Raw genomic sequence first — 25,303 nt, 5'->3', positions numbered from 1 at the left:
CTTCCCTTTAGTTCGAATTGTTGAGCGGGTCGGGCAGGCCGAGGATCCGCTTGGAAATGATGTTGCTTTGAATTTCCTGGGAGCCGCCGAAGATGGTGGTGGCCTTGCCGCCCAGCCAGCCGCGCACGAAGCTCAGCTCCTCGGCGGAGAAGCCTTCGCCCTCCCAGCCCAGGCCCTGGTGGCCCATGATCTCGATGATCAGCTCGGCCCGATCCTGACCGACCTTGGTGCCGGCGTTCTTCATGATCGAGGTCGCCGCGCTGGGACCCTGGTTGGACTTGGATTCCACCATGGTGCGGATCGCGGTGAGCTGGAACGCCTTGGCGTCCATCTCGTGCGACACCACGCGCGAGCGCAGGTCGGAGTCGGCGATGCGGCCGGCCCCGTCGACGCCCACGTATTCCTTGGCGATCTCGGCCGGCGAGCCGCCGACGCCGAACATGCCGCCGCCGCGCGAACCCGCGCCGCCGCCGCCGGAAATGCCCGAGCGCTCGTGCTGCAGCAGGCGCTTGGCGATGTTCCAGCCGCCGTTCAGCGGGCCGACCAGGTTCTTCTTCGGCGCCACAGCGTCGGTGAAGAAGGTTTCGCAGAACGGGCTGGCGCCGGCGATCAGCTTGATCGGGCGCACTTCCACGCCCGGCTGATGCATGTCGATCAGCAGGAAGGAAATGCCCTCGTGCTTCTTCGTCGTGTCGGTGCGCACCAGGCAGAAGCACATGTCCGCCCACTGGCCCCCGGAGGTCCAGATCTTCTGGCCGTTGATCAGGAAGTGGTCGCCCTTGTCCTCGGCCTTGGTCGACAGCGAGGCCAGGTCGGAGCCCGCGCCCGGCTCGGAGAAGCCCTGGCACCAGCGCACCTTCTGGGTGGCGATGGCCGGGATGTGCTCCATCTTCTGCTCTTCGGTGCCGAACTCCAGCAGGGTCGGGCCGAACATCATCGTGCCCATGCCGCCGATCGGGTTCCAGGCCCCGATCTTGTTCATTTCCTGCTGCAGCACGCGCGCCTCGGCCGGGGTCAGCCCGCCGCCGCCGTACTTCTTCGGCCAGGTCGGAACGCCCCAGCCCTTCTCGCCCATGGCCTTGGTCCAGGCGTCCAGGTCGGCGTTGACCACCGCGGGGCCTTCGCCGGCGCTGAGGCTTGCCCGGCCCTTCAGCGAAGGCGGGAAATTCGCCTCCAGCCAGGCCTTGGCCTCGTTGCGGAAGGCGTCCGTGTCGCCTCCAAAATCAGGCATCTCAAATGTCTCCTCGAAGAATGCTCTAGGTCATTCCGGGAAGGGTTTAGGTGGAACGCGTCGGATCGGGAAGACCCAGGATGCGCTTGGCGATGATGTTGTTCTGAATCTCGTACGAGCCGCCGGCGATCGTGCCCGACTTGCCGCGCAGCCAGGCCCGCACCGTGCCCAGTTCGTCGTCGTTGAAGGCCTCGCCGGCCCAGCCCAGACCCTGGTGGCCCATCACCTCCACCGACAGCTCCGCGCGGTCCTGGCGGACCTTGGAGCCGACGTTCTTGAGGATCGACGACACCGCGCTCGGGCCGCGGTTGTTGCGGTTCTCCAGCGCCGCGCGGCGGCCGGTGAGGGCGAAGGCCTGCGCCTCCATCAGGTGCTGGGTGATCCGCCCGCGCAGATCGGCGTCGGCCAGCCGGCCGGCGTCGTCCTTGCCGACATAGGTGGTGGCCAGCTCGCTCAGCGCCGGGCCGGGCGTGACCCCCGGGGCGCCGGCGGCGTTGGCGCCGCTGATCCCCTGGCGCTCATGCTGCAGCAGGCGCTTGGCGATGGTCCAGCCGCCGTTCAGCGGCCCCACCAGGTTCTCCTTGGGCACCTTCACGTCGGTGAAGAAGGTCTCGCAGAACGGGCTGGTGCCGTTGATCAGCAGGATCGGCCGGGGCTCGACCCCCGGGGTCTTCATGTCGATCAGCAGGAAGCTGATGCCCTCATGCTTCTTGGCCTTGGGGTCGGTGCGCACCAGGCAGAAGCACCAGTCGGCGTACTGGGCGCCGGAGGTCCAGATCTTCTGGCCGTTGACCAGGAAGTGGTCGCCCTTGTCCTCGGCCTTGGTCTGCAGCGAAGCGAGGTCCGAGCCGGAGCCGGGCTCGGAGAAGCCCTGGCACCAGCGCAGCTCGCCGCGGGCGATCGGGGGGATGTGGCGGGCCAGCTGCTCTTCGGCGCCGTACTCCAGCAGCGTCGGGCCGAACATCATCACGCCCATGCCGCCGATGGGATTGCGCGCGCCGATCCTGGCCATTTCCTCGGCCAGCACCCGCGCCTCGGCCGGCGTCAGGTCGCCGCCGCCATAGCGCTTCGGCCAGGTCGGCACGCCCCAGCCCTTTTCGCCCATGCGCTGCTTCCAGAGGGCAAGGTCGCCCTCCAGCTCTTCGTGCCCGGCGAACGCCTCGGCGGCGGCGTCGGGATCCCGGCGCAGGGACGCGGGCAGGTTCTCCTCCAGCCACTGGCGGGCGGTCTGGCGGAAGGCGTCGAGATCGGAAGAACCAAAGTCGGGCATGGAAAACGCCTCTTCTTCTGGTCAAGCCGGGGAAGGGGGAGAGGCCAGGCGGGCCCGGCCTCCCGATGGATTGGCCGGGCTCAGGCCCCCGCGTTCAGCGGGTCCGGCAGGCCGAGGATCCGCTTGGAGACGATGTTGCTCTGGATCTCCTGCGAGCCGCCGAAGATGGTGGTGGCCTTGCCCGAGAGCCAGCCGCGCACAGCCTGCAGCTCGTCGTGGCTGAAGTCCTCGCCCTCCCAGCCCAGCCCCTGGTGGCCCATGATCTCCAGCGTCAGTTCGGCGCGCTCCTGGCCGACCCAGGTGCCTGAGTTCTTCATCACCGAGGTGGTGGCGCTGGGGTTCAGGTTGCCCTTGGCCTCCGCCTGGGCGCGCTGCAGGGTCAGCACGTGCGCCTTGGCGTTGATCATGTGGCTGATGATGCGGCTGCGCAGGTCGATGTCGGCGATGCGGCCGGTTTCGTCGAGGCCAACGTACTTCCTGGCGAGGTCGGGGATCGAGGTTCCCGCGCCCATCATCCGCGCGCCGCCCTGGCCGGAGCGCTCGTGCTGCAGCAGGCGCTTGCCCACCGTCCAGCCGCCGTTCAATGGCCCGACGAGATCTTCCTTCCTGGCGATGGCGTCGGTGAAGAAGGTCTCGCAGAACGGCGAGGATCCGGCGATCAGCTTGATGGGCCGGGTCTCGACGCCCGGCTGATGCATGTCGATCAGCACGAAGCTGATACCCTCGTGCTTCTTGGCCTTGGGATCGGTGCGCACCAGGCAGAAGCACCAGTCGGCGTACTGGGCGCCGGAGGTCCAGATCTTCTGCCCGTTGATCAGGAAGTGGTCGCCCTTGTCCTCGGCCTTGGTCTGCAGCGAGGCGAGGTCCGAGCCGGCGCCCGGTTCGCTGTAGCCCTGGCACCAGCGCAGCTCGCCGCGCACGATCGGCGGGATGTGTCGCTGCTTCTGTTCCTCGGTGCCGTATTCCAGCAGCGTCGGACCGAACATCGAGGTGCCCATGCCGACGATCGGGTTGTAGGCGCCGATGCGGTCCATCTCCTGCTGCAGCACGCGGTTCTGTTGCGGGGTCAGGCCGCCGCCGCCGTATTCCTTCGGCCAGGTCGGCGTACCCCAGCCCTTGGCGCCCATGCGCTCCTTCCACAGGGCCATGTCGCCCTTCGGACGGTCGGGGCCCATGGCGGCTTCGGCGGCCTCGCGGTTGCGGCGTAGCGACGTCGGGAAATTCGCCTCGAGCCAGTCGCGGGCCTCGACGCGGAAAGCTTCCAATTCGCTTCCAAAATCAGCCATTTGAAATCACTCCCTGAGAAATCGTCTTAAATCGGGCGTCCCGTCCGCAACCGGACGGGCGCCTCTTGATCTTGTTTTTCAGCCTATTAGCGCCGGTTACTTGGGGTCCGGCAAGTGCAGCACGCGCTTGGCGACCACGTTCAGGTTCACTTCCGACGTGCCGCCCTCGATGGAGTTGGCCTTGGCGCGCAGCCACGAGCGCACCGTCGCCAGTTCGTCCTTCTCGAAGCCGTCGCCATCCCAGCCGAGGCCCTGGTGGCCCATGGCCTCGACCATCAGTTCTGTGCGGTCCTGGGCGATCTTGGCGCCCGCGTACTTCATGATCGAGGTGGCCGCGCTGGGACCCTGGTTGGACTTGGCCTCCAGGGCGGCGCGGCGGACCGTCAGCTGGAACGCCTGGTTCTCCATGCGGTGCTCGATCACCCGGCGGCGCAGGTCCGCGTCGTCGAGACGGCCGTCATCGTCCAGCCCGACATAGGCCTTGGCCACCTGTTCCACGGTCAGCGGAATCGCCGAGCCGACGCCGCCCGCGCCCAGGCTGGTGGAGATGTTGTCGCGCTCGAACTGCAGCAGCCGCTTGGCGATGGTCCAGCCGCCGTTCAGCGGACCCATCATCTGGTCCTTGTCGGCCTTGGCGTCGGTGAAGAAGGTCTCGCAGAACGGGCTGGTGCCGTTGATCAGCAGGATCGGTCGGGTCTCGACGCCCGGCTGGTGCATGTTGATCAGCACGAAGCTGATGCCCTCGTGCTTCTTGGCCTTGGGGTCGGTGCGCACCAGGCAGAAGCACCAGTCGGCCAGGTTGGCCCCGGAGGTCCAGATCTTCTGGCCGTTGATCAGCCAGTGGTCGCCCTTGTCCTCGCACTTGGTCTGCAGCGAGGCCAGGTCGGAGCCGGAGCCGGGCTCGGAATAGCCCTGGCACCAGCGCACTTCGCCGCGGCAGATCGGCGGGATGTGCTGGCGCTTCTGCGCCTCGGTGCCGACCTCCAGCAGGGTGGGGCCGAACATCATCACGCCCATGCCGCCGATCGGGTTGCGCGCGCCGATCCTGGCCATTTCCTCGGCCAGCACCCGCGCCTCGGCGCGTGACAGGCCGCCGCCGCCGTATTCCTTCGGCCAGGTGGGGGTGCCCCAGCCCTTGGCGCCCATGCGCTCGCGCCACAGCTTCGCGTCCGGGCCTTCCTTGGCCCCCATGGCCTGGGCCATCTGCTGCGCCGGGTCGGCCCTCAGGGCCGCCGGGAAGTTCTCTTCAAGCCAAGTCCGCGCCTCGGCCCGGAAGGCCTCGGCGTCCGCGCCGCCAAAATCCGCCATCTCAATCCGCTCCGACTTTCAAAAATCTTCGACTATGCAAAAACCTTACGACCGCGCCGAAATTGCGCGCAAGCACAAGCGCTTGAAGCCGCCCGTTACTTCGGGTCGGGCAGGCCCAGCACCCGCTTCGACACCACGTTCAGGTTCACCTCCGAGGTGCCGCCCTCGATGGAATTGCCCTTTGACCGCAGCCAGCCGTGGGTGGCGGTCAGCTCGGCCGGGGTGAAGGCCTCGCCCTCCCAGCCCAGCCCCTGCGCGCCCATCGCCTCGACCATCAGCTCCGAGCGCTCCTGCGCCAGGCTGGCGGCGGCGTACTTGATGATCGAGGTGGCGGCGCTGGGGCCGTTCGAGGCCTTGGACTCCGCGGCCACCCGGGCCAGGGTCTGGTAGAAGGTCTGGAAGTCCATCTTGTTCTTGGTGATGCGGTGGCGCAGGTCGCCGTCCGCCAGGGCCCCGGTCTCGTCGACGCCCACATAGCCCTTGGCGATCTCCGCCAGGTCACCCGCCGCGCCGCCGGCGCCGCCGCCGCCGCCGAAGCCGCCGGAGATGTTCTGCCGCTCGTACTGCAGCAGCCGCTTGGCGATCTCCCAGCCGCCGTTCAGCTTGCCGACCATGTTCGCCTTGGGGATCTTCACGTCGGTGAAGAAGGTCTCGCAGAACGGGCTCTCGCCGCTGATCAGCTGGATCGGCCGGGTCTCGACGCCGGGCGTCTTCATGTCGATCAGCACGAAGCTGATGCCCTCGTGCTTCTTGGTGGTGTCGGTGCGCACCAGGCAGAAGCACCAGTCGGCCTTGTTGGCGTAGCTGGTCCAGATCTTCTGGCCGTTGATCAGCCAGTGGTCGCCCTTGTCCTCGCAGCGGGTCTGCAGGCCGGCCAGGTCCGAGCCCGCGCCCGGCTCCGAATAGCCCTGACACCAGCGGATCTGCCCCTTGGTGATCTTCGGCAGGTGTTCGGCCTTCTGCGCCTCGTTGCCGTATTCCAGGAGCACCGGACCCAGCATCCACACGCCGAACGAGGCCAGTGGCGGACGGTAACGTCCGCGGCTCAGCTCCTGGTCCACGACGCGGGCCTGGTCGGCGCTCAGGCCGCCGCCGCCGTATTCCTTGGGCCAGGTCGGGGCGGTCAGGCCCCGGTCCGCCGCGGCGCGCATCCAGCGGATCTGCGGGTCGTCGCTGCCCTCGAAGGCGCGGCCGCCCCAGGTGGCCTCGGGGTCGGTCGCGGCATTGGGATCCTTCAGTTCGGCCGGATAGTTCGCCTCGAGCCACGCGCGCAGCTCGGTGCGGAAGGCGTCCAGATCGCCGCCGAAGTCCGCCATGGGAGGATCCTCCAAACACCCGTTCGAATTTGCCGGCACCTTAGCGCGGGGCGCTCGGCGGGCAAGCGGGAACACGCTGGGCACGCGCGTGGTCGTCAGTCGGCGCCAAAGCCGCTATAAGCTGGCGATGATGTCTCAAGTGGCGACGCTTGCCCAAACACCGCCTCCCGAAAGATCGCCGCCCTGGAAACCGCTCAAGGAAGCCCGATGCGCTGGCTGAGTGAGTTCCGCCCCGCCGTCCTCGCCGTCGCCCCCAAGCTGCTGGCGCTGCTGACCGCCGTGGCCGGGGTGATGCTGATGGCCTCGGGGGCGACGCCCTCCGACCCGATGCGCTTCCTGTGGCTGGTGCAATGGGCGCCGCTGATCCTGATCGAGATCAGCCACTTCCTGTCCTCGATCCTGGGGCTGGTGCTGGTGCTGCTGGCCTTCGGCCTGTCGCGGCGGCTGGACGCGGCCTGGATGGCGGCGGCGGTAGTGCTGCCGCTGGCCGCGGCGCTGGCGCTGTTCAAGGGCTTCAACTGGGAGGAGTCCGTGGCGCTGCTGGCCATACAGGGCCTGCTGCTGCCGTGCCACGAGGCCTTCCCCCGCACGGCGGCCCTGAGCCGCATGGAGATCACCCCCGGCTGGCTGGCCTCCACCGTGGCCGCGGTGCTGGGGGCGGGGCTGCTGGGCTACTGGTCGTTCCGCCACGCCGACTACGCCAACGTCTCCTGGGCGCCGATGATGGCCGACGCCGACGTCGAGCGGGCGATCCGCGCCTTCGCCGGGGTGGCCATCGTGCTGCTGGCGGTGGGGGTGTGGCGGCTGCTGGCGACGCCGGCGACGCCGCGCGTGGTGGGCGACGCCGATCCCGACTTCTCGCGCGTGCGGGCGATCCTGGCCAGCGCCGACTGCGCCGAGCCGGCGTCGAACCTGGCGCTGCTGGGCGACAAGCGGTTCATCTTCTCGGAGAGCGGCAAGAGCTTCCTGATGTTCGGGGTGCGCGGGCGCTCCTGGGTCGCCCTCGGCGCGCCCGTGGGGCGTCGCGACGAGCGGCTGGAGCTGCTCTGGCGGTTCCGCGAGATGGCCGACGCCCACGCCGCGCGGCCCGGCATCTACGGCGTCGGGCCCGAGGATCTGCCCGACCTGGTGGAGCTGGGCTTCTCGATCCAGAAGACCGGCGAGAGCGCCGCCGTGCCGCTGGACAGCTTCTCGCTGGAGGGGCGCCGGCGCGAGACCCTTCGGCGCAACTGGCGCAAGACGGGCGAGGGCGGCGGCGAGTTCGAGGTGATCCCGCCGGGGCCGTCCCCCGAGCTGATGGCCGAGCTGCAGTCGATCTCCGACCAGTGGCTGGGCCACCACGCGGGCGGCGAGAAGGGCTTTTCCATGGGCGGCTTCACGCCGGCCTATGTCGCCGAGTTCCCGATCGCCCTGGTGCGTGTCGAGGGGCGCATCGTCGCCTTCGCCACCCTGTGGCTGGCGCCCAAGCGCGGCAGCTTCTCCATGGACCTGATGCGCTATTCCAACGACGCGCCGAAGAACGTGATGGATTTCCTGTTCGTCGAGCTGCTGCAGTGGGGCCGCGAGCAGGGCTACGAGGCCTTCGAGTTCGGCATGGCGCCGCTGGCCGGCCTGGACGACCGGCCGCTGGCGCCGATCATGTCCCGGGTCGGCAACCTGCTGTTCGAGCGGGGCGAGGAAATCTACAACTTCCGCGGCGTGCGCCGGTACAAGGACAAGTACGACCCGGTCTGGCAGCCGCGCTACCTGGCCGCCCCGCACAAGTGGGCGATCCCGATCCTGCTGGCGGACGTCGGCCTGCTGTCGTCCGGCGGCGTGGCCGGCCTGACCCGGCGCAGCCCCAAGCCCGCGGACCGGCCCGCGGACACCCCCAAGGCCGCCGCCTGACCGCAAACCGAGTCTGGAATCGGTTTCCCCAGGCGCCGAGTGCCGCCGCGCGCTCGGGCGGGGGCGGAAGACGCCGTCCGGCGCCGCGACGGGTCGCCGCAGCAGCGGCGGCGGCTGACAAGTCTTAACGGCCGGCCTGTCGGCCTCCGCGAGCCTCTATGGCACCGGATCCTGGCGCAGAAGCGCGACGAGGTAGGTGGCCAGGAACACCGCCGCCGTGAAGCTGGCGAGCATCAGAACCCTATAGGGCACAAGCCTTGGCGGGCTCATCGGCCGCGCCGGCCGCGCGCCCAGCCAGCCGAACAGGACCGCCGCGCCGAGGCATGCCGCCAGGGCCGCGCCTGCCCACTCCGCGGGCATGGCGTTAACAGTCCCCGCCGTCGCGGTAAGACATCGTTAACCATGCCGGTCCGACAAAAATACCTGTCTCCACAAGGGACGGCGTACCTCAGACCCTGTTACCGCGGCAACGCTATATTTAGCGGTCCCGTCGCGTTTACACACTAGGGCTCGGCCGGTACCGTCTCGATGGAGGGGTATGCGGAGCGATTCGGATGAGCGCGGGGGCGCCCAGGCATTTCAAGGGACTGGATCCCAGGTCGCGAGAGGTCGCTGCTGACCTTGCGCGCCGGTCCGGGCTGTCCCTGTCGGAGTGGGTGGACCGTCTGCTGGCCGATGAGGGACCGGAGGACGCCATCTCCCAGGACTATTTCGCCAGCGCGGACACCTATCTGGAAACGCCGCGCGCCGATCGCGCCGCGCCGTCGCGCATGGAAATCCCGCAGCATCCGGCCGACGAGGTCGGGCGCGTCACCGCCGCCCTTGATCGCCTGTCGGCCCGCATCGAGGCGGCCGAGCACCGCTCCACCCTGGCCATCAGCGGCGTCGACCAGACCGTTCGCGGCATGCTGCAGCGCCTGGACGCCGCCGAGCGCGAACAGAACGCCGTCGCCGCCCGCTTCGAGGGCGCGGTTCAGGAAGTGCAGTTCGAGCAGGCCAGGGCCGCCGACCGCATGCGCCGCATCGAGGCCGAAGCCGCCGGTCCGCGCTCGGCCGAAGCCCTGCGCTCGCTGGAAAGCGCGCTCGGCAAGGTGGCCGGCCACCTCTACGACGGCGAGGGCCGCACCCGCGAAGCCCTGGCCGAGATGCGCCAGCGCGTCGACCGCTTCGAGGCCGACCGTGGCGAAGGCGTGGTCGAGGCGGTGGTCAGCCGCCTGGGTCAGCGTCTGGAACAGGCCGAGGCCAAGACCTCCGGCGCGCTCAACGATCTGCGCGCGTCGTTCGCCGCCCTGGACGACCGCCTGAGCTCCGTGGAAGGGCAGGGCGCCGCGCCGGCCACCGCCGCCATGGAGGCGCGGCTGGAGACGCTGGCCGCCAACCTCACCACCCGCATGGAAGCCGCCCGCGCCGAGATGGCCGAGCGCCTGCGGGTCACCGCCGACACCCGCTTCGACCGCATGGACCGCACCCTGGCGGAGATGTCCGAGCACGTGCGCGCCGCCGAGCAGCGCTCCGCCCAGGCCATCGAGAAGATGGGCCGCGAAGTCATTGACATGGCTGAGAAGCTGGGCCGTCGTGTGGAGTCTGTGGAACATCGCAGCGCCGACGCCATCGAGCAGGTGGGCGGGGAGGTCGCCAGGATCGCGCACGCCGTCGAGGCCAAGCTGAACCGGGCCGACACCGTGCAGGCCCAGGCGCTGGAGAAGCTGGGCGGCGAGATCGCCCGGATTTCCGAGCGGCTGGCCGAACGCATCTCCAACTCCGAGCGCCGTTCCGCCCAGGCGATCGACGACGTCGGCGAACAGGTGGCCCGGGTCACCGAGCGCATCAGCCAGCGCCACGAGCGCACCCACTCCGAACTGGCCGACCGCATCCGTCAGAGCGAGGAGCGCACCGCCAAGCTGCTGGAGGAAGCGCGCGAGAAGCTCGAGAAGCTGGCCGCCGACAGCCAGCGCCGCGCGCCGGACGTGCGGCGCAACGCCTATGAAGAGGATGAGAGCCTCTTCGAGGAAGACTTCCCCCCTTTCCAGCCACCCCCTCCCGCTGAGGGGGCCTACGCGGCGCCGACCTACCGGCAGACCGTCTCCAGCCAGGTGTCCTACAGCCCGGCCGCCGCGACTGCGGCGATCTCGGACGCCTGGACCCAGTCGCCCGAACCGGCCGCCGCCTTCAGCGACGAGGATTTCGTCGCCGCCGACGCCGTCTTCGCCGAACCGGACGCCGACCTGAGGGCCGCTGAGGCCGCCCGGCTGATCGCCGAGGCGCCTGTCGCGGAGCTTCCCGCCGCGATCAGCGAAGCCGACTTTGCGCCAATCGAGACGGTCGAGGCCGCCCCGGTCGCTGCGCACGTCGCGCCCGAGCCGCCGGTTGCCGCCGTCGCCGCGCCCGTGGTCGCCGCCGCGCCGGTTGCCGAGCCGGTGGCCGAGCTGCTGCTCGCCCCCGCCGAGGAACCGCTCGCGCCCTTCGACTTCTCCGAGGACGAGCCGGTCCAGGCCGCGGCGCCGGTCGAGCCGCAGTTCGTCGAGCCCGCGCCCGTGGCGCCGGTCGCCGCCGAAGCTGTCGCCGAGCCCCTCCTGGAAGCGCCCGAGCCGGCCCCGGCGGTTGTCGCCGCCACGGACGAGGACCTGTTCGCCGAGCCGGCGCCGCTCGCCGCCGAGGCCGAGCCGGCGATCAGCACCCGTGAAGCCGTCGAGCGCGCCCGCGCCGCCGCCCGCGCGGCGATCGGCCCGGCCAGGCCGGCGCCCGCGGCTCCGGTCGCCCAGGACGACGACACCCTGTTCACCGGCGCGCCGTTCGGCAAGCGCGCCCGTCCCCGCTTCGGCGCGGGGCAGGTCGTGGGGCTCGGCCTCGCCGCAGGCTTCGTGGTCGCCGCCGCAGGGGGCTACACCCTGCTGCAGAGCGAGCCGAACAAGGGGTTGGGCAAGAGCCTCGCCGACGCGCTCGACAACGTCCGCCAGACGGTGGGCGGCAAGGCGGGCGGACCCGCTGCGGCGCCCGCCGCCGGACCGCAGCTGGCCGTCGCCCTGGCGCCGCGCCCCCTCGACCAGCAGGGCGCCGGCATGCCCCCGGCCACGGCCCCCGCGCAGGACAACCTCGCCCAGGCCTATTCCTCGGCGGTCGCGCGGATCGAGGCCAAGGACAACACCGGCCTGGCCGACCTGCGCAAGGCGGCCAACATGGGCTACGCCCCGGCGCAGTTCTACCTGGGCAAGCTGTACGATGGCGGCCTCGCCGGCCTGAAGAAGGATCCGGCCGAAGCCCGTCGCTGGACCGAGCGCGCCGCCGAGGGCGGCGACCGCAAGGCCATGCACAACATCGGCCTGGCCTATTTCGAAGGCACGGGCGGCCCCACCAACCGCGCCATCGCCGTACAGTGGTTCCAGAAGGCCGCCGAACTGGGCGTGATCGACAGCCAGGTGAATCTGGCGCGGATCTACGAAGGCGGCTTCGGCGTGCCTCAGAACGCGGCCGAGGCCTACAAGTGGTACCTGATCGCGGCCAAGAGCGGCGATGCGGAGTCCCGCACCAGCGCCACCCGGGTGCGCGACGGCCTGTCGGCCGACGCCCGCCTGACCGCCGAACGCGCGGCCGCGGCCTTCCGGTCGTCCGCGCCGAACGCCTCGACGCTGCCGTCCATCCAGGCCTCGCTCCCGGCCGCGGCGCCCGCACCGGCGGCGCCGGTGGGCAACGACATGGTCACCGCCCAGCGCGCCCTCTCGGCGCTCGGCTACTACCAGGGCCCGACCGATGGCTCTTCGTCGCCGGCCATCCGCCTGGCGCTGTCGGCCTATCAGCACGACCAGGGCCTGCCGGCTTCGGGCCAGGCGGACCCGGCCACCGTGGCGCGGCTGTCGGCCTACGTGCGCTAAGCGGCGCCCTCAGGCGCCTCGGCGAGCGTCACGTAGAGCTCGGACTCGATAGCCCACTGTCCGGTGACCTTGCGCCAGACGGCCAGGTACTCGCCGCTCAGGGCCGGCCGGCCGCGCCAGCGGCCGATCCAGGTTCCATGCTCGGCGGCGCGGCGCTGCGAGGCGTCCAGCGCCACGCGGCTCGTCGTCCGCTCGTAGGCGATGAATCCGGGCTCGACGAACTGGCTGGCGAAGGCGTCGAGGATGGCCGCCGCGCCAGCGATCAGTGTCCCGTCGCCGGCGATCACCCGCGCGTCCGGCAGGAAGAACGGCTTCAGCCGCGCGGCCTCGTGCGCGGCGATGAGCTTGTTGCTGAGGCGCCGGCGGGCGCGGACGGCGGTCTCGGCGTCGACCATGCCCAGTCGCCTACCCCGCCGGGGCCGGCGGGCTCTCCGAGACGCCCTTGCCCGCATCGTCCCAGTCCATGATCGGCTCGTCCTCGTCCTTCAGCCCGGCCCGGTCCAGGGCGGTGTGCAGGTCGCGGGTCTCGCCGAGTTCGCTGGTGGCGAAGTGGAGCACGAAGGGCCTGGCCGAGCGGCCGCCATCCGCCGCGAAGCGCGGGTCCGGATTGAGCTGGATGGCGTAGGCCTGCTTGCCGGCGACCGTGCACAGGAGGGCGAAGCTCTTCTTGTCGTGCAGCAGCCGGGGCTTGCCGAGGCAGTGCGGAAACGCCGCGTCGGCCACCTGGCCGAAGGCCCAGGCGCGCGGGTCCATGGCCTGGTCGAAGGTGAACTTCAGCACCATCACGCCCGGCGGCGCGCTGGCGCCCTCGGCCGGATAGGTCGCCGTCACGTTCGGTGGCGGACCGCCGGGCACGGTGACGCCGGCCACCTCGTTGCCGTGGGCGGCCGACGGGGGCGGCGCCGGGGCCGGCTGGGCGGCGGCGAGCCCCGGGATCAGCAGCAGCGCGGGGGCAAGGTACTTCGCGAGGGCCATGCGCCCATTGGACCGAAAGCTGTGGCGCGGACAAGGCGTGTCGCCCCGCCGACACGGATTTCGCATGGGCTCAGTCCGGCCGCAGCGAGCGCCAGCCGACCGGGTGCGCCTGGCCACGGCCCAGGGCGACCGCCAGGGGCGGCCGCGCCAGCAGCGGGCGGAAGGCGGGATCGAGGACGTTCAGCCCGCCGGCATAGGCGCCGAAGGCCGGCAGCACCAGCCGCTCGCCGTCGGTGACGAAACACCGCCGCCGCACGCTGGCGCTCTTGCCCGCCACCCGCGCGCAGGGGTGCAAATGGCCGGCGACCTCGGCCCGCGCCGGGCCGCCCGTCGGCTGGTGGATCAGCGCCAGGCCCGCCAGGCTGAGGTCGGCCAGCACCTCGCCCGGCAGGACGGCGGGGCCGTCCTCGTCGTGGTTGCCGACCACCCACACCAGGGCGCGCCCCGCCGCCAGCGCCGCCAGCCGCCCGGCGTCGTCGCCGGCCAGCCGGGTCTCGGCGTCGCGGTCGTGGAAGGTGTCGCCCAGCAGCACCACGGCCCGGGGCGCCAGGCTGCGCACCTCGGCCTCCAGACGGTCCAGGGTCTCGCGCGTGTCGTAGGGCGGCAGCATCTGGCCGCGGCGGGCGAACGACGAGCCCTTCTCCAGGTGCAGATCGGCCACCACCAGCGCGCGCTCGCGCTCCAGCCACAGGGCCCCTGAGGCGCGCAGCACCACCTCGGTCTCGGCCACCATCACCGCCAGGGATCCGTCCGGGCGCCGGGCGAAGGCGTAGCTGAAGATCTGTTCGGCGAGACTCATCGGGGAACTATGCCATGGGTTCGCCGGGCAGGCGCTGGGGAGAGACGGCCTCGGCGATCAGGTCCTCGGCGGCCTCGGTGAGGATCAGGTCGCCATAGGCGCCCGGCGACTGCTGGCGGCCGATCTCCAGGATCATGGGCACGGCGAAGGGCGAAAGATGGTCCAACGCCGCATGCCGGATCTGGCCCTTCACCCGCGCCAGCATCTGGCCCAGCCGCGCCACGTCCACCATGCCCCGCGCGGCGTCCGTCCGCGCGCAGCGCAGCAGCAGGTGATCCGGCTGGTGCCGGCGCAGCACGTCGTAGACCAGGTCGGTGGAGAAGGTGATCTGCCGGCCCGACTTCTGCTCGCCGGGAAACCGCCGCTCGATCAGCCCGCCGATCAGGGCGCAGGCCTTGAACGCCGCCTTCATCATGGTGCTTTCGGCCAGCCAGGATTCCAGGTCGTCGCCCAGCATGTCCTCGTCGAACAGCTCGCCGAAGTTCAGGCCGTCCATCGGCTTCACCGACCAGATGGTCAGGGCGTAGTCGTTGCAGACGAAGCCCATCGGCCCCACGCCCAGGCGCTCCAGCCGCCGGGTCAGCAGCATCGCCAGGGTGGTGTGCGCCAGGCGCCCCTCGAAGGGGTAGCAGACCATGAAATGCCGGGGCCCCTTGGGGAAGGTCTCCAGCAGCATCTCGTCCTCGGCGGGGATCGCCGAGCGGTCCTTCTGGATCTCCAGCCATTCGCGCACGTCAGCGGGCAGCACCTTCCAGTGCTCGCCGTCGGACATCAGCTGGCGCACGCGCGCCGCCAGGAAGGTGGAGAGGGCGAACTTCGAGCCGCCCCAGGACGGCATCTTGGCGTCCTCGCCCGGGGCCGGCATCACGTGCACGTCCAGCCCCGTCACCGCCATCAGCCGCCAGACCTGGCCGGCGAACACGAAGGTGTCGCCCACCTCCAGCACCTCCAGATAGCCTTCCTCGACCTCGCCGATCTTGCGTCCGGGATTGCGGCCCTTGCCGTTGCCGATGCGCACCGCCAGCATGCCCGGCGAGACGATCGCCCCGACGTTCATCCGGTGGCGGCGCACGGTCTCCTCGTTGCGCGCCCGCCAAAGGCCGTCCTGGCCTTTCACGATGCGGCGGTACTTGTCGTACGCCTTCAGCGCGTAGCCGCCGGTGGAGACGAAATCGACCACCTGTTCGTAGTCCTCCCACGAGAGGTCGCGATAGGCGCCGGCGGTGGTGACCTCGTCGTACAGCCCGACCAGGTCGAAGGGTTCGGAACAGGCGCAGCCCATGATGTGCTGGGCCAGCACGTCCAGCGCCCCCTCGCGCCAGGGCTCGGCGTCGAAGGCGTTTTCGGCGATCGCCTCGCGCGCGGCCTGGCACTCCAGCATCTCGAAGCGGTTGGCCGGCACGAACAGGGCGTGGCTGGGCTCGTCCAGCCGGTGGTTGGCGCGGCCGATCCGCTGCACCATGCGCGAGGCGCCCTTCGGCGAGGCCAGCTGGATCACCAGGTCCACGTCGCCCCAGTCGATGCCGAGATCCAGGGTCGAGGTGCAGACCACGGCGCGAAGGGCGCCGCGCGCCATCGCCGCCTCGACTTTGCGCCGCTGTTCGGCCGAGAGCGACCCATGGTGCAGGGCGATGGGCAGGTTGTCCTCGTTCAGCTTCCACAGCTCCTGGAAGGCGAACTCGGCCTGGAAGCGGGTGTTGACGAAGATCAGCGCGGTCCTGGCGCGCCGGATCGCCTCGTAGACCTCGGGCATGGCGTGCTGCGCGGTGTGGCCGGCCCAGGGCACGCGGCCTTCGGACAGCAGCAGATCCACCACCGGCGCGGCGCCGCCGACGCCGCGGACCAGGTCGACGTCCTCCACCGTGGTGGGGGTCATCCAGCGGCGGATCACGTCGGGATCGTCCACCGTCGCCGACAGGCCCACGCGGCGCATCGCCGGGGCGAAGGTCTGCAGGCGGGCGAGCTGCACGTTCAGCAGGTCGCCGCGCTTGGACGGCCAGATGGCGTGCACCTCGTCGAGGATCACGCAGCGCAGGTCCTCGAAATAGAGCCTTGCACCCTCCCAGGCGCAGAACAGGGCCAGCTGTTCGGGCGTGGTCAGCAGGATGTCGGGCGGCTTGACCCGCTGGCGGTTGCGCCGCGAGATCCCGGTGTCGCCGGTGCGGGATTCCGCCACCACCGGCAGGCCCATCTCCAGGATCGGCTTCAGCAGGTTGCGCTCGACGTCCACCGCCAGGGCCTTGAGCGGCGAGATGTACAGGGTGTGGATGCCGCGCGGGGTGTTGGCGGGCGGTCGCTGCGCCAGCTCGATCAGGCTGGGCAGGAAGCCGGACAGGGTCTTGCCGCCCCCCGTGGGGGCGATCAGCAGGCTGTGGCGGCCGGCCAGGCCCTTTTCCACCATGGCCAGCTGGTGCGGCCGCGGCGCCCAGCCCCGGCGGTCGAACCAGTCCGCGAACCGCGGCGGGAGCAGCTGCAGAGCGCCAGCGTCCATGCCGGCGTCTATAGCATGTTCCCGTTCCGTTTCGTCCAGCGCCGGATCGACCGGCGCTCTTAGACGCCCGTCGCTAGTCGAAGACGGCCGCCGTGTCGCCGCCGGGCGCGGGGCCGAAGCGGTTGGGGCCGGGTGTCCCCGGCAGGAACATCAGCTCGACGAAGGTCCACAGGGGGCCGACGAACGGAATGAAGCCGATGAACATCCAGACTCCCGACTTGTCGCGGTCGTGCCAGCGTTTGACCTGCATGGCGATGGTCGTCCAGATCCACAGCGGGATGGCGGTCAGTTCCGCCAGGAGGATGAACAGCAGCACCCCGAGATCGGCGTGGCTACGCTGTTCCATCGCCCATCGGGCCAGGCTCCAGAACAGGATGATGGCGAAGGCGTTCAGGCCGAAGCGGACCAGACGATAGCTGCCCTGGGCCAGTCGGCCCTGGACGCTGAACAGCATCCACAGCACCCGGTGATCCGCCGGAGCGGCGGCGGACCCCAGGCGTTCAAGGCCCAGCGACGCGAGGCTGGGCTCGGGGCGTTGGGCCGGTTGCGGGGCGGCGGCCTGGCGGTGAACGAACCGGGGCTGCGACGCGGCGACGACACCGCGTCGGCCGAAGGGCTGCGCTGGCTGCATGTCAGGTCCTTCTGACCGTTGAGCAGACGGATTGTCGCAGGGCGTGGTTTCGAAAAGGTTCGTTCGCGTCCCGGTTGTCGTGTCGCAGAGCGCTGAAGTTGCCTTTTTGTTTCGGCTGAAAGGGGCTATCCCGGCGGGGTGAACGCGCCGGGCTCGAGTCTCGATCTAGCGCCGGCCCTGGTGGTGTTGCCCGGGCCGCGCGCCGCGGTGGCCGACGGCGGCGGCGAGGGGCGGGCGATCCGCCCGCCGCACGCGCGGGACCTGCTCGAGGGCGGGCCGGTGATGCTGGCGCATGCGGCGATGACCGCCCGTCGGCTGGGGCTGAATGCGCCGCCGCGCTCGCCGCGCATCTTCGACGTGCTGGAGCTCTGGGCCTTCGTGCGGCCGGCGCAGTTCTGCGCGCCCTCGGCGGCGGGGGTGGCGCTTGCGCTCGGACGCCCCGAGCCGCGCGGCGCGGCCGAGCAGGCGGCGGCGATCCGCGACTGCGCCCAGGCGCTGCTGGCCGAGGTGGTGGTCTGGAACGCCAACCAGCGCGCGGAGGCCCTGGCGCAGGCCGAGACCATGGGCCGGTCCGGCTGGGCCTGGGCGGCGCCGTTGATCGGCGCCCTGCGCGCGGCGCCCATCGATCGGGCCTGGCGCGGCGGCGGGCTCGACGTCTGGAGCCGGATCACCGAATGGGAGGATCAGGCCCCGCCGGGCGAGGCCGGGTCCAAGCCGATCGATCCCGAGGCGGCGGCCGGCCGGCTGGGCGAGCTGCTGGCCCGCGCCGGGCTGGACGAGGCGCGGCCGACACAGCGGACCTTCGCCGCCGAGACCGCCGAGGCCTTCCAGCCGCGGCTGCGCGAGGGCGAGCCGCGCATGGTGCTGGCCGAGGCCGGCACCGGCGTCGGCAAGACCATGGGCTATCTCGCGCCGGCGTCGCTGTGGGCCGAGGCCAACGGCCCGGCGGTGTGGGTCTCGACCTACACCCGCGCCCTGCAGCGGCAGATCGAGCGCGAGAGCCACGCGGTGTTTCCGGACCCCGCGGTGCGCGCCCGCAAGGCCGTGGTGCGCAAGGGGCGCGAGAACTACCTTTGCCTGCTGAACTATCAGGAGGCGGTGAACGGCGCGGCGCTGGGCAACGGCGATTCCATCGGCCTGGCCCTGGTCGCCCGCTGGGCGCGGGTGACCCGCGACGGCGACATGACGGGCGGCGACTTTCCCGCCTGGCTGCCGACCCTGTTCGCCACGGCGCCGGCGCTGCAGGCCGGGGCCGGCAACCTGGTCGACCGGCGCGGCGAGTGCGTGCACGCCGGCTGTCCGCACTACCGGGCCTGCTTCATCGAGAAGGCGGTGCGCGCCTCGCGGCGGGCGGACCTCGTGATCGCCAACCATGCCCTGGTGATGACCCAGGCGGCGTTCGACGGGGCCCGCGCCGCCCGCGGCTCCAAGGGCGACGGGGAGACCACGGCGCTGAAGCGCATCGTGTTCGACGAGGGCCACCACCTGTTCGATGCCGCCGACAGCGCCTTCGCCGCGGCCCTTTCGGGCGCCGAGGCCGCCGAGCTGCGCCGCTGGATCCGCGGACCCGAGGGCCGCGGGCGCCGCGGGCGGGGGCTGGAAGCCCGGCTGATGGAGGTGCTGGGCGAGCGCGAGGAAAGCCGCCGCGCCCTGCTGGACGCCGTGCGCGCCGCCGCCGCCCTGCCGGGCGAAGGCTGGTCGGGCCGCATCGCGCCGGCCACCGGCGAGGTCAGCCCGATGGGGCCGGTCGAGGGCTTCCTGGTGGCGGTGCTGGAACAGCTGCGCGCCCGCGCCGCGTCCTCGGAACTGGGCATGGAATGCCAGGCCCGGCCGGCCATCGACCTCGTGCGCGACACCGCCCGCGCCGCCGCCGCCGCCCTCGGCGCCGTCGAGGCCCCGCTGCTGGCCCTGGCCCGCCACCTGGAGGACGTGCTCGACGAGGACGCCGACACCCTGAACGGCGCCGAGCGGGCCCGCATCGAGGGGGCGCTGCGCGGCCTCGACCGGCGGGCGCGGATGATGCTGCCGGCCTGGCGCTCGATGCTGCGGGCGATCGATGAGGACGCCGAGGACGATCCCGACTTCGTCGACTGGTTCGACGCCACCTTCCTCTATGGCCGGGTGGTCGACGCCGCCTGTCGCCGGCACTGGGTCGACCCCACCGAGCCGCTGACCGCGGCGGTGATCGCGCCGGCGCACGGGGTGCTGGTGACCAGCGCCACCCTGGCCGACCAGACGCTGGACGATCCGTTCGCCCTGGCCGAGATGCGCACCGGCGCCGCGCGGCTGCCGGACCGGCCCAAGACCATCCGCCTGGCCTCGCCCTTCGACTATGCCGCCAACGCCCGCTGCCTGGTGGTCAACGATGTCGGCCGCGACGACCCGCGCCAGGTGGCGGCCGCGCTGCGCGAGCTGTTCCTGGCCGCGGGCGGCGGGGGGCTGGGCCTGTTCACCGCCATCCGCCGCTTACGCGCCGTGCACGAGCGGATCGCCGCGCCGCTGGCCGACAAGGGCCTGGCCCTCTACGCCCAGCATGTCGATCCTCTGGAGGTAGGCGCGCTGGTCGACATCTTCCGCGCGGAGGAGGACGCCTGCCTGCTGGGCACCGACGCCGTGCGCGACGGGGTCGATGTCCCCGGCCGCTCGCTGCGCCTGCTGGTGTTCGACCGCGCGCCCTGGCCCAGGCCGGACATCCTGCACAAGGCCCGCCGCCAGCGCTTCGGCGGCAAGAGCTACGACGACGGCCTGGCGCGCGCCCGCATTGCCCAGGCCTTCGGCCGCCTGATCCGCCGGGCCGACGACCGCGGCGTGTTCGTCATGCTCGACGCCGCCACGCCCACCCGCCTGTTCTCCGGCCTGCCGGAGGGCGTGCAGGTGGAGCGCATGGGGCTGGTGGAGGCGATCGAGGCGGTGGCCGAGCACCTGGGGACTGGCGGAGATGGAGGGGTCTGAACCCCTCACCCTCCCAAGCTCAGCGCTGTCGCGCCGACCTTGGGCCCCTCCCTCTCCCTATGGGAGAGGTGTTTTTTCTCGTCGCAGCAATGCTTTGGTTCACCTCTCCCACAGGGAGAGGGAGGGGCCCGCGTCGCCTGCGACAGCAGGCGGCGTGGGAGGGTGAGGGGTTCCGCGGCCTCTCAGCCGCCCGACAGCGCCCCGTTGGCGGCGCTGAGCACCGCCCTGACCGAGGCGGTGGCGACGTCGCTGTCGACGCCGGCGCCGAACACCGTGCGGCCGTCGGCGGTGCGGCACTGCACGTAGGCGGCGGCCTGGGCGTCGGTCCCGGCGCCGATGGCGTGCTCCTGGTAGTCGGCGACCTCGATGGTCAGGCCGCAGTCGTCGCGCAGGGCGGCCAGCAGGCTGGAGATCAGCCCGTTGCCGCGGCCGCGGATGGTCGCCGCCTTGCCGTCCAGGCGCAGCTCGCCGACGAACACCCGCTGCTGGTCCGCGCGCGAGGCGCCGGTCTCCTCGAAGCCCACCAGCTCGAAGTGCTGGCCGGGCGTCAGATGGTAGGCGCGCTCGAACGCCGCCCAGATGTCGGCCGTGGTCAGCTCGCGGCTGGTTTCGTCGGCCAGCCTCTGCACGACGCGGCTGAAGTCCACCTGCATCGGCTTGGGCAGCTTCAGCCCCTTGTCCTGCTGCAGCACCCAGGCGACGCCGCCCTTCCCGGACTGCGAGTTGACCCGGATCACCGCCTCGTAGGCGCCGCCCAGGTCGGCCGGATCGATCGGCAGATAGGGCACGTTCCACAGCTGATCGTTGCGACGGGACTGGGCGTCGAAGCCCTTCTTGATGGCGTCCTGGTGGCTGCCGGAAAAGGCGGTGAACACCAGCTCGCCCGCGTACGGATGGCGCGGGTGCACCGGCAGCTGGTTGCAGTACTCCACGGTCTTCACGATCGTCTCCATGTCGGAGAAGTCGAGGCCGGGGCTGACGCCCTGGGTGTAGAGGTTCAGCGCCAGGGTCACCAGGTCGACGTTGCCGGTGCGCTCGCCGTTGCCGAACAGGCAGCCCTCGACCCGGTCGGCGCCGGCCATCACCGCCAGCTCCGCCGCCGCCACGCCGGTGCCGCGGTCGTTGTGCGGGTGCACCGAGATCACCACCGACGCGCGGCGCGACAGATGCCGGCCCATCCACTCCACCTGGTCGGCGTAGATGTTGGGCGAGGCGGCCTCGACGGTGGCCGGCAGGTTGAGGATCAGCGGCTTGTCCGGCGTCGGCTGGATCACGTCCATCACCGCCTCGCAGACCTCCAGGCTGAAATCCAGCTCGGCGGTGGAGAAGGTCTCGGGGCTGTATTCGAAGCGCCAGTCGGTGCCGGGGCGCTTTTCGGCCTGTTCGCGCAGGATCTTCGCGCCTTCCACCGCCAGCGCCTTCACCCCGGCGCGGTCAAGGCCGAACACCACCTCGCGCCAGGCGGGGGAGACGGCGTTGTACAGGTGGATGGTCGCCGCGCGGGCGCCCTCCAGGCTCTCGAAGGTGCGCTCGATCAGGTCGCGGCGCGACTGGGTCAGCACCTGGACCATCACGTCGTCCGGGATGCGCCCGTCGCGCACCAGGCCGTGGATGAAGTCGAACTCGGTCTGGCCGGCCGAGGGGAAGCCGACCTCGATCTCCTTGACCCCGATCTTCACCAGCAGCTCGAAGAAGCGCTGCTTCTTCTCGGCGTTCATCGGGTCCGCCAGCGCCTGGTTGCCGTCGCGAAGGTCGGTGGACAGCCAGCGGGGCGGGGCGGTGATCACCCGCGACGGCCACTGGCGGTCGGGCAGATTCACCTGCGGGAAGGGGCGGTATTTGACCGAGGGGTCGCGCAGCATCATGGGGCGGCTCTTTTGGCGAAGGCGTGAACGCGGACGTGGAACTGTGAGGCGCGGCTGATGCGTCGCCGCCGGAGCAGCCGTCTTAGGTCCGGCGGCCGCCGGTAAGTCGCCCGAACGCGGGAAGAACCGCTGTAACGCTGCTGGCCATGCGCGGCTTCTAGCCGATCATGGGGGCCCCGGCTAGGCCGCGCGCCGCGTTCCGCAAGTCTTGCGTTACCGCGGGTAAGCAGGACTGAACTCGCCGCAGACCCTTGGAGCGCGCCATGACCGTCGCCGCAGAGCACGACCTCGCCGTCCGTTTCTTCGACGCCATCGAACGCGGCGACGCCGCCGCGGTGGCCGCCTGCTACGCCGAGGACGTGGCGATCTGGCACAACACCGACGGCCTGACCCAGGGCCGGGACGAGAACTTGAAGGTGCTCTCCGGCCTGATCCGCTACTACCCCGAGCGGCGCTATGCCGAGCGCCGCCTGACCGCCTTTCCCGGCGGCTTCGTGCAGCAGCATGTGCTGCGCGCCCGCCGGTCCGACGGCGCCGAGCGCAGCCTGCCGGCCTGCGTGATCTGTCAGGTGAAGGACGGGCGCATCACCCGCCTGGACGAGTACTTCGACTCCGCCCACCAGGCGGCGTTCATCGCCTGACCGCGGGTCAGAGCCCCATCTGCCGGCGCACTTCCGCCGCCAGCTTCGGCCCGGGATCCTGCCAGCCTTCCGGCTTCAGCACCTTGCCATCGCCCTCGCGGTGCCGGGGCTTTCCGTCCGGCCAGAGCTTGGCCATGTTGGCGGCCTGGACGATGTCCCACAGCGGGCCCGGCTGCACGCCCAGGTTCACCAGGCCGCCGACCGCGAAATAGATCACATCGATGAAGGCGTCGGCCTGGGCCTCGATGGTGGTGGCCTCGCGCAGCTCCTGCGCCTCTTCCTCGATCCACGCCGCCCGTCGCCCGGCCATCTCGGCGGACAGCATTGTCGGCGCTTCTGGCGCGGGATGGCTGAAGGCGTGGTGGAAGGCCCGGACGTCCTGCCAGGCGCGGTCGATGGCCATGCGGTCCTCCTGGGAAAGAAGATCCATGGCTACGCCCGCGCGGCGAGTCGCTCAATCCGGCCGCGCGGCGGCTCCCGTCCGGCGGCGAGTCTGGCTAAGCTGCGTCGATGTTCAGCGGCTGGCAGAGCTTGTTCCAGATGACCGGCGAGGCGGCGGCGACGCTGACCGGCCTGCTGTTCATCGTCGTCACCCTGACCGCGGGGCGCCCGCGGCCGCGGGGCATGCAGATCGGCTCGCGCTTCTACACCACGCCGACCGTGTTTCACTTCGCCACGGTGCTGGCGATCAGCGCCATGGCCCTGGCGCCGGCCGGCGAGGGGCCCTGGCCGGCCGCCCTCATGCTGGCGTGGTCGTTGGCGGGCCTTGCCTGCGCGCTGCATGTCACGGTGGGCATCCTGCGGCTGCCGAACCACGCACACTGGTCGGACATCGGCTGGTACGGCCTGGGCCCGCTGGCGGCGCACGCGGCCCTGGCGCTGGCCTGCGGCGGTGTCGTCCTGCGCTTGCCCCATGCCGCCCTGGGACTGGCGCTGACCATCCTGGCCTTGCTGCTGGTGGCGACGCGCAATGCCTGGGACCTGGCCACCTGGCTGGCGCAGGGGCCATCCCTGGACCAGGAACCGGAGGCCTAGGCGCGGCCGGCGGACGGGCCGTTGACTCTGGCCTTGAGCCGTTGGCGCAGGTTCGATGATCGTCAGGCGAATGCCGCTTGGCGGACGGCGAGGATCGAAATATGTGATCGGTGTTCAGTCATCTTGATCTGCCTCAAACGGCGGAGCTTACGGACCGGGTATTTCCGGTCCGGCCCAGGATGGGGACGCCGCGCGCCGAAGGCTGGCGCGCCAGGAAAGAGGAAACAGGAACCGCCATGACCGACACCGCCACGCTGGAACGCCCGACCAAGGCCCAGGCCGCCGAACACTTCGACGTGCTGATCGTCGGCGCCGGCATCTCCGGCGTCGGCTCGGCCTATCACCTGCAGACCCAGCGCCCCGGAACCAGCTACGTGATCCTGGAGAGCCAGGAGAGCTTCGGCGGCACCTGGCTGACGCACAAGTATCCCGGCATCCGCTCCGACAGCGACCTCTATACCTTCGGCTATCGCTTCAAGCCGTGGACCAGCGCGCCGATCGCCAGCGCCGACGAGATCCTCAAGTACATGAACGAGGTGATCGACGAGAACGACATCGGTCGCCACATCCGCTACGGCCACGCGATCAAGTCGGCTTCGTGGTCCACCACCGACAACCTCTGGACCATCGAGGCGGTGCGCAAGGACACCGGCGAGACCGTGCGCATCACCGCCGGCTTCCTGTGGATGTGCCAGGGCTACTACCGCCACTCGGAGGGCTACACGCCGGAGTGGGCGGGCATGAGCGACTTCAAGGGCCGCATCGTCCATCCGCAGACCTGGCCGGAAGACCTCGACCTCAAGGGCAAGCGGGTGGTGGTGATCGGCTCGGGGGCCACGGCTGCCACCCTGATCCCGGCGATCGCCGGTGACGTGGCGCACGTCACCATGCTGCAGCGCTCGCCGACCTGGTTCATTCCCGGCCGCAACGCCAACGACCTGGCCGACACCCTGCGCCAGCTGCAGGTGGACGAAAACTGGATCCACGAGATCGTCCGCCGCCAGATCCTGTTCAACCAGGACGCCTTCACCAAGCGCGCCATCGAGGACACCGAGACCGTGCGCCAGGAGCTGCTGGCCGGCGTGTCGATGTTCCTGCCGCCGGACGTGGTGGAGAAGCACTTCACCCCGACCTATCGCCCCTGGCGCCAGCGGATCGCCTTCGTGCCGGACGGCGACATCTTCCAGGGCGTGGCCTCGGGCAAGGCCTCGGTGGTCACCGACGAGATCGACCGCTTCACCGAAAAGGGCATCAGGCTGAAGTCCGGCGACGAGCTGGAAGCCGACGTGATCATCACCGCCACCGGCTTCAACCTGAACGTCCTGGGCGACATCGACTTCGCCATCGACGGCAAGCCGCTCGACTTCCACAAGACCGTCACCTACCGCGGCATGATGTTCACCGGCGTGCCCAACATGGTCTGGGTGTTCGGCTACTTCCGGGCCAGCTGGACCCTGCGCGCCGACCTGATCGGCGACTTCGTCTGCCGCCTGCTGGCGCACATGGAGGAAAAGCAGGCCAAGCGGATCAGCGTCGAGATCCCGCCGGAGGACGCCGACATGGAGCTCTCCGACTGGATCGACCCGGAGAACTTCAATCCGGGCTACCTGATGCGTGGCATGCACCTGCTGCCCCAGCGCGGCAGCAAGCGCCAGTGGCAGCACACCCAGGACTACTGGGCGGAAAAGGACGAATTCCCGAAGATCGACCTCGACGGCCCCGAGTTCGTCTACGCCTGATCGGTGAC

At 70.8% G+C, this 25,303-nt stretch carries 19 protein-coding genes; 6 read left to right on the top strand and 13 right to left on the bottom strand.

Features of this window, described 5'->3' with window-relative positions:
• Nucleotides 1–7: 7 nt before the first annotated feature.
• The 5 genes from ACO2Q3_RS04565 to ACO2Q3_RS04545 all read right to left on the bottom strand — a co-directional run bounded on the left by ACO2Q3_RS04565 (nucleotide 8) and on the right by ACO2Q3_RS04545 (nucleotide 6,411).
• Complete coding sequence (locus ACO2Q3_RS04565; RefSeq protein WP_423305350.1) at nucleotides 8–1,231, bottom strand: acyl-CoA dehydrogenase family protein; 1,224 nt, start codon at nucleotides 1,229–1,231, stop codon at nucleotides 8–10.
• 46 nt (nucleotides 1,232–1,277) lie between these two features.
• Nucleotides 1,278–2,501 carry an acyl-CoA dehydrogenase family protein gene (locus tag ACO2Q3_RS04560; RefSeq protein WP_423305349.1) on the bottom strand — a complete coding sequence of 408 codons (1,224 nt, stop codon included), beginning with the start codon at nucleotides 2,499–2,501 and terminating at the stop codon, nucleotides 1,278–1,280.
• Between the two features lie 80 nt (nucleotides 2,502–2,581).
• A complete protein-coding gene (locus tag ACO2Q3_RS04555; RefSeq protein ID WP_423305348.1) occupies nucleotides 2,582–3,787 on the bottom strand; it encodes an acyl-CoA dehydrogenase family protein in 1,206 nt (401 codons plus the stop codon).
• Between the two features lie 96 nt (nucleotides 3,788–3,883).
• On the bottom strand, nucleotides 3,884–5,095 hold the full coding sequence (locus ACO2Q3_RS04550) for an acyl-CoA dehydrogenase family protein (protein WP_423305347.1): 1,212 nt from the start codon (nucleotides 5,093–5,095) through the stop codon (nucleotides 3,884–3,886).
• A gap of 95 nt (nucleotides 5,096–5,190) precedes the next feature.
• On the bottom strand, nucleotides 5,191–6,411 hold the full coding sequence (locus tag ACO2Q3_RS04545; RefSeq protein WP_423305346.1) for an acyl-CoA dehydrogenase family protein: 1,221 nt from the start codon (nucleotides 6,409–6,411) through the stop codon (nucleotides 5,191–5,193).
• 207 nt (nucleotides 6,412–6,618) lie between these two features.
• Here ACO2Q3_RS04545 and ACO2Q3_RS04540 point away from each other — a divergent pair, with 207 nt between their 5' ends.
• Nucleotides 6,619–8,298 carry a phosphatidylglycerol lysyltransferase domain-containing protein gene (locus ACO2Q3_RS04540; RefSeq protein WP_423305345.1) on the top strand — a complete coding sequence of 560 codons (1,680 nt, stop codon included), beginning with the start codon at nucleotides 6,619–6,621 and terminating at the stop codon, nucleotides 8,296–8,298.
• Between the two features lie 156 nt (nucleotides 8,299–8,454).
• Here the strand turns inward: ACO2Q3_RS04540 and ACO2Q3_RS04535 are convergent, their stop codons facing one another.
• Nucleotides 8,455–8,658, bottom strand: a complete 204-nt coding sequence (locus ACO2Q3_RS04535) for a hypothetical protein (protein WP_423305344.1) — start codon at nucleotides 8,656–8,658, stop codon at nucleotides 8,455–8,457.
• A 296-nt stretch (nucleotides 8,659–8,954) separates the two neighbouring features.
• On the opposite strand from ACO2Q3_RS04535, the gene ACO2Q3_RS04530 reads away from it, so the two are divergent.
• Nucleotides 8,955–12,167 carry a peptidoglycan-binding protein gene (locus tag ACO2Q3_RS04530; protein ID WP_423305343.1) on the top strand — a complete coding sequence of 1,071 codons (3,213 nt, stop codon included), beginning with the start codon at nucleotides 8,955–8,957 and terminating at the stop codon, nucleotides 12,165–12,167.
• Here ACO2Q3_RS04530 and ACO2Q3_RS04525 read toward each other — a convergent pair.
• From ACO2Q3_RS04525 to ACO2Q3_RS04505, 5 genes are all read right to left on the bottom strand, one after another.
• Nucleotides 12,164–12,562, bottom strand: coding sequence for a DUF4440 domain-containing protein (locus ACO2Q3_RS04525; protein ID WP_423305342.1), 399 nt, complete (start codon nucleotides 12,560–12,562; stop codon nucleotides 12,164–12,166). The two genes, ACO2Q3_RS04530 and ACO2Q3_RS04525, sit on opposite strands and share 4 nt — an antisense overlap.
• A gap of 10 nt (nucleotides 12,563–12,572) precedes the next feature.
• A complete protein-coding gene (locus ACO2Q3_RS04520; RefSeq protein ID WP_423305341.1) occupies nucleotides 12,573–13,142 on the bottom strand; it encodes a hypothetical protein in 570 nt (189 codons plus the stop codon).
• A 70-nt stretch (nucleotides 13,143–13,212) separates the two neighbouring features.
• On the bottom strand, nucleotides 13,213–13,941 hold the full coding sequence (gene pdeM / locus ACO2Q3_RS04515) for a ligase-associated DNA damage response endonuclease PdeM (RefSeq protein WP_423305340.1): 729 nt from the start codon (nucleotides 13,939–13,941) through the stop codon (nucleotides 13,213–13,215).
• 7 nt (nucleotides 13,942–13,948) lie between these two features.
• On the bottom strand, nucleotides 13,949–16,432 hold the full coding sequence (locus ACO2Q3_RS04510; protein WP_423305339.1) for a ligase-associated DNA damage response DEXH box helicase: 2,484 nt from the start codon (nucleotides 16,430–16,432) through the stop codon (nucleotides 13,949–13,951).
• Between the two features lie 73 nt (nucleotides 16,433–16,505).
• Complete coding sequence (locus tag ACO2Q3_RS04505; protein ID WP_423305338.1) at nucleotides 16,506–17,063, bottom strand: DUF805 domain-containing protein; 558 nt, start codon at nucleotides 17,061–17,063, stop codon at nucleotides 16,506–16,508.
• 282 nt (nucleotides 17,064–17,345) lie between these two features.
• Here ACO2Q3_RS04505 and ACO2Q3_RS04500 point away from each other — a divergent pair, with 282 nt between their 5' ends.
• Complete coding sequence (locus ACO2Q3_RS04500; protein WP_423305653.1) at nucleotides 17,346–20,015, top strand: ATP-dependent DNA helicase; 2,670 nt, start codon at nucleotides 17,346–17,348, stop codon at nucleotides 20,013–20,015.
• Nucleotides 20,016–20,197: 182 nt separating this feature from the next.
• Here ACO2Q3_RS04500 and leuA read toward each other — a convergent pair whose 3' ends face one another.
• Nucleotides 20,198–21,880 carry a 2-isopropylmalate synthase gene (gene leuA, locus ACO2Q3_RS04495; RefSeq protein WP_423305337.1) on the bottom strand — a complete coding sequence of 561 codons (1,683 nt, stop codon included), beginning with the start codon at nucleotides 21,878–21,880 and terminating at the stop codon, nucleotides 20,198–20,200.
• 263 nt (nucleotides 21,881–22,143) lie between these two features.
• Between leuA and ACO2Q3_RS04490 the strand changes: the two genes are divergently transcribed.
• Nucleotides 22,144–22,521, top strand: coding sequence for a nuclear transport factor 2 family protein (locus ACO2Q3_RS04490; protein WP_423305336.1), 378 nt, complete (start codon nucleotides 22,144–22,146; stop codon nucleotides 22,519–22,521).
• Between the two features lie 7 nt (nucleotides 22,522–22,528).
• Here ACO2Q3_RS04490 and ACO2Q3_RS04485 read toward each other — a convergent pair whose 3' ends face one another.
• A complete protein-coding gene (locus ACO2Q3_RS04485; protein WP_423305335.1) occupies nucleotides 22,529–22,951 on the bottom strand; it encodes an HAD family hydrolase in 423 nt (140 codons plus the stop codon).
• 80 nt (nucleotides 22,952–23,031) lie between these two features.
• On the opposite strand from ACO2Q3_RS04485, the gene ACO2Q3_RS04480 reads away from it, so the two are divergent.
• Nucleotides 23,032–23,556 (top strand): hypothetical protein, encoded by a 525-nt coding sequence (locus tag ACO2Q3_RS04480; protein ID WP_423305334.1) that lies wholly within the window; start codon nucleotides 23,032–23,034, stop codon nucleotides 23,554–23,556.
• 236 nt (nucleotides 23,557–23,792) lie between these two features.
• Nucleotides 23,793–25,295: a flavin-containing monooxygenase gene (locus ACO2Q3_RS04475; RefSeq protein WP_423305333.1), complete on the top strand. Its 1,503-nt coding sequence runs from the start codon at nucleotides 23,793–23,795 to the stop codon at nucleotides 25,293–25,295.
• The last annotated feature ends 8 nt before the right edge of the window (nucleotides 25,296–25,303 follow it).

Origin of the sequence: Caulobacter sp. KR2-114 (assembly GCF_049446115.1) — a bacterium.
Lineage (GTDB): Bacteria > Pseudomonadota > Alphaproteobacteria > Caulobacterales > Caulobacteraceae > Acaudatibacter.
The sequence above is the reverse complement of the archived record's forward strand: the minus strand, read 5'-3'. Positions and strand labels throughout refer to the sequence as shown.

Coding starts and splice junctions, on each gene's coding strand:
- ACO2Q3_RS04565 (WP_423305350.1), bottom strand. CDS start 1,231: ATGCCTGATTTTGGAGGCGACACGGACGCCTTCCGCAACGAGGCCAAG.
- ACO2Q3_RS04560 (WP_423305349.1), bottom strand. CDS start 2,501: ATGCCCGACTTTGGTTCTTCCGATCTCGACGCCTTCCGCCAGACCGCC.
- ACO2Q3_RS04555 (WP_423305348.1), bottom strand. CDS start 3,787: ATGGCTGATTTTGGAAGCGAATTGGAAGCTTTCCGCGTCGAGGCCCGC.
- ACO2Q3_RS04550 (WP_423305347.1), bottom strand. CDS start 5,095: ATGGCGGATTTTGGCGGCGCGGACGCCGAGGCCTTCCGGGCCGAGGCG.
- ACO2Q3_RS04545 (WP_423305346.1), bottom strand. CDS start 6,411: ATGGCGGACTTCGGCGGCGATCTGGACGCCTTCCGCACCGAGCTGCGC.
- ACO2Q3_RS04540 (WP_423305345.1), top strand. CDS start 6,619: ATGCGCTGGCTGAGTGAGTTCCGCCCCGCCGTCCTCGCCGTCGCCCCC.
- ACO2Q3_RS04535 (WP_423305344.1), bottom strand. CDS start 8,658: ATGCCCGCGGAGTGGGCAGGCGCGGCCCTGGCGGCATGCCTCGGCGCG.
- ACO2Q3_RS04525 (WP_423305342.1), bottom strand. CDS start 12,562: ATGGTCGACGCCGAGACCGCCGTCCGCGCCCGCCGGCGCCTCAGCAAC.
- ACO2Q3_RS04520 (WP_423305341.1), bottom strand. CDS start 13,142: ATGGCCCTCGCGAAGTACCTTGCCCCCGCGCTGCTGCTGATCCCGGGG.
- pdeM (WP_423305340.1), bottom strand. CDS start 13,941: ATGAGTCTCGCCGAACAGATCTTCAGCTACGCCTTCGCCCGGCGCCCG.
- ACO2Q3_RS04510 (WP_423305339.1), bottom strand. CDS start 16,432: ATGGACGCTGGCGCTCTGCAGCTGCTCCCGCCGCGGTTCGCGGACTGG.
- ACO2Q3_RS04505 (WP_423305338.1), bottom strand. CDS start 17,063: ATGCAGCCAGCGCAGCCCTTCGGCCGACGCGGTGTCGTCGCCGCGTCG.
- ACO2Q3_RS04500 (WP_423305653.1), top strand. CDS start 17,346: ATGCTGGCGCATGCGGCGATGACCGCCCGTCGGCTGGGGCTGAATGCG.
- leuA (WP_423305337.1), bottom strand. CDS start 21,880: ATGATGCTGCGCGACCCCTCGGTCAAATACCGCCCCTTCCCGCAGGTG.
- ACO2Q3_RS04490 (WP_423305336.1), top strand. CDS start 22,144: ATGACCGTCGCCGCAGAGCACGACCTCGCCGTCCGTTTCTTCGACGCC.
- ACO2Q3_RS04485 (WP_423305335.1), bottom strand. CDS start 22,951: ATGGATCTTCTTTCCCAGGAGGACCGCATGGCCATCGACCGCGCCTGG.
- ACO2Q3_RS04480 (WP_423305334.1), top strand. CDS start 23,032: ATGTTCAGCGGCTGGCAGAGCTTGTTCCAGATGACCGGCGAGGCGGCG.
- ACO2Q3_RS04475 (WP_423305333.1), top strand. CDS start 23,793: ATGACCGACACCGCCACGCTGGAACGCCCGACCAAGGCCCAGGCCGCC.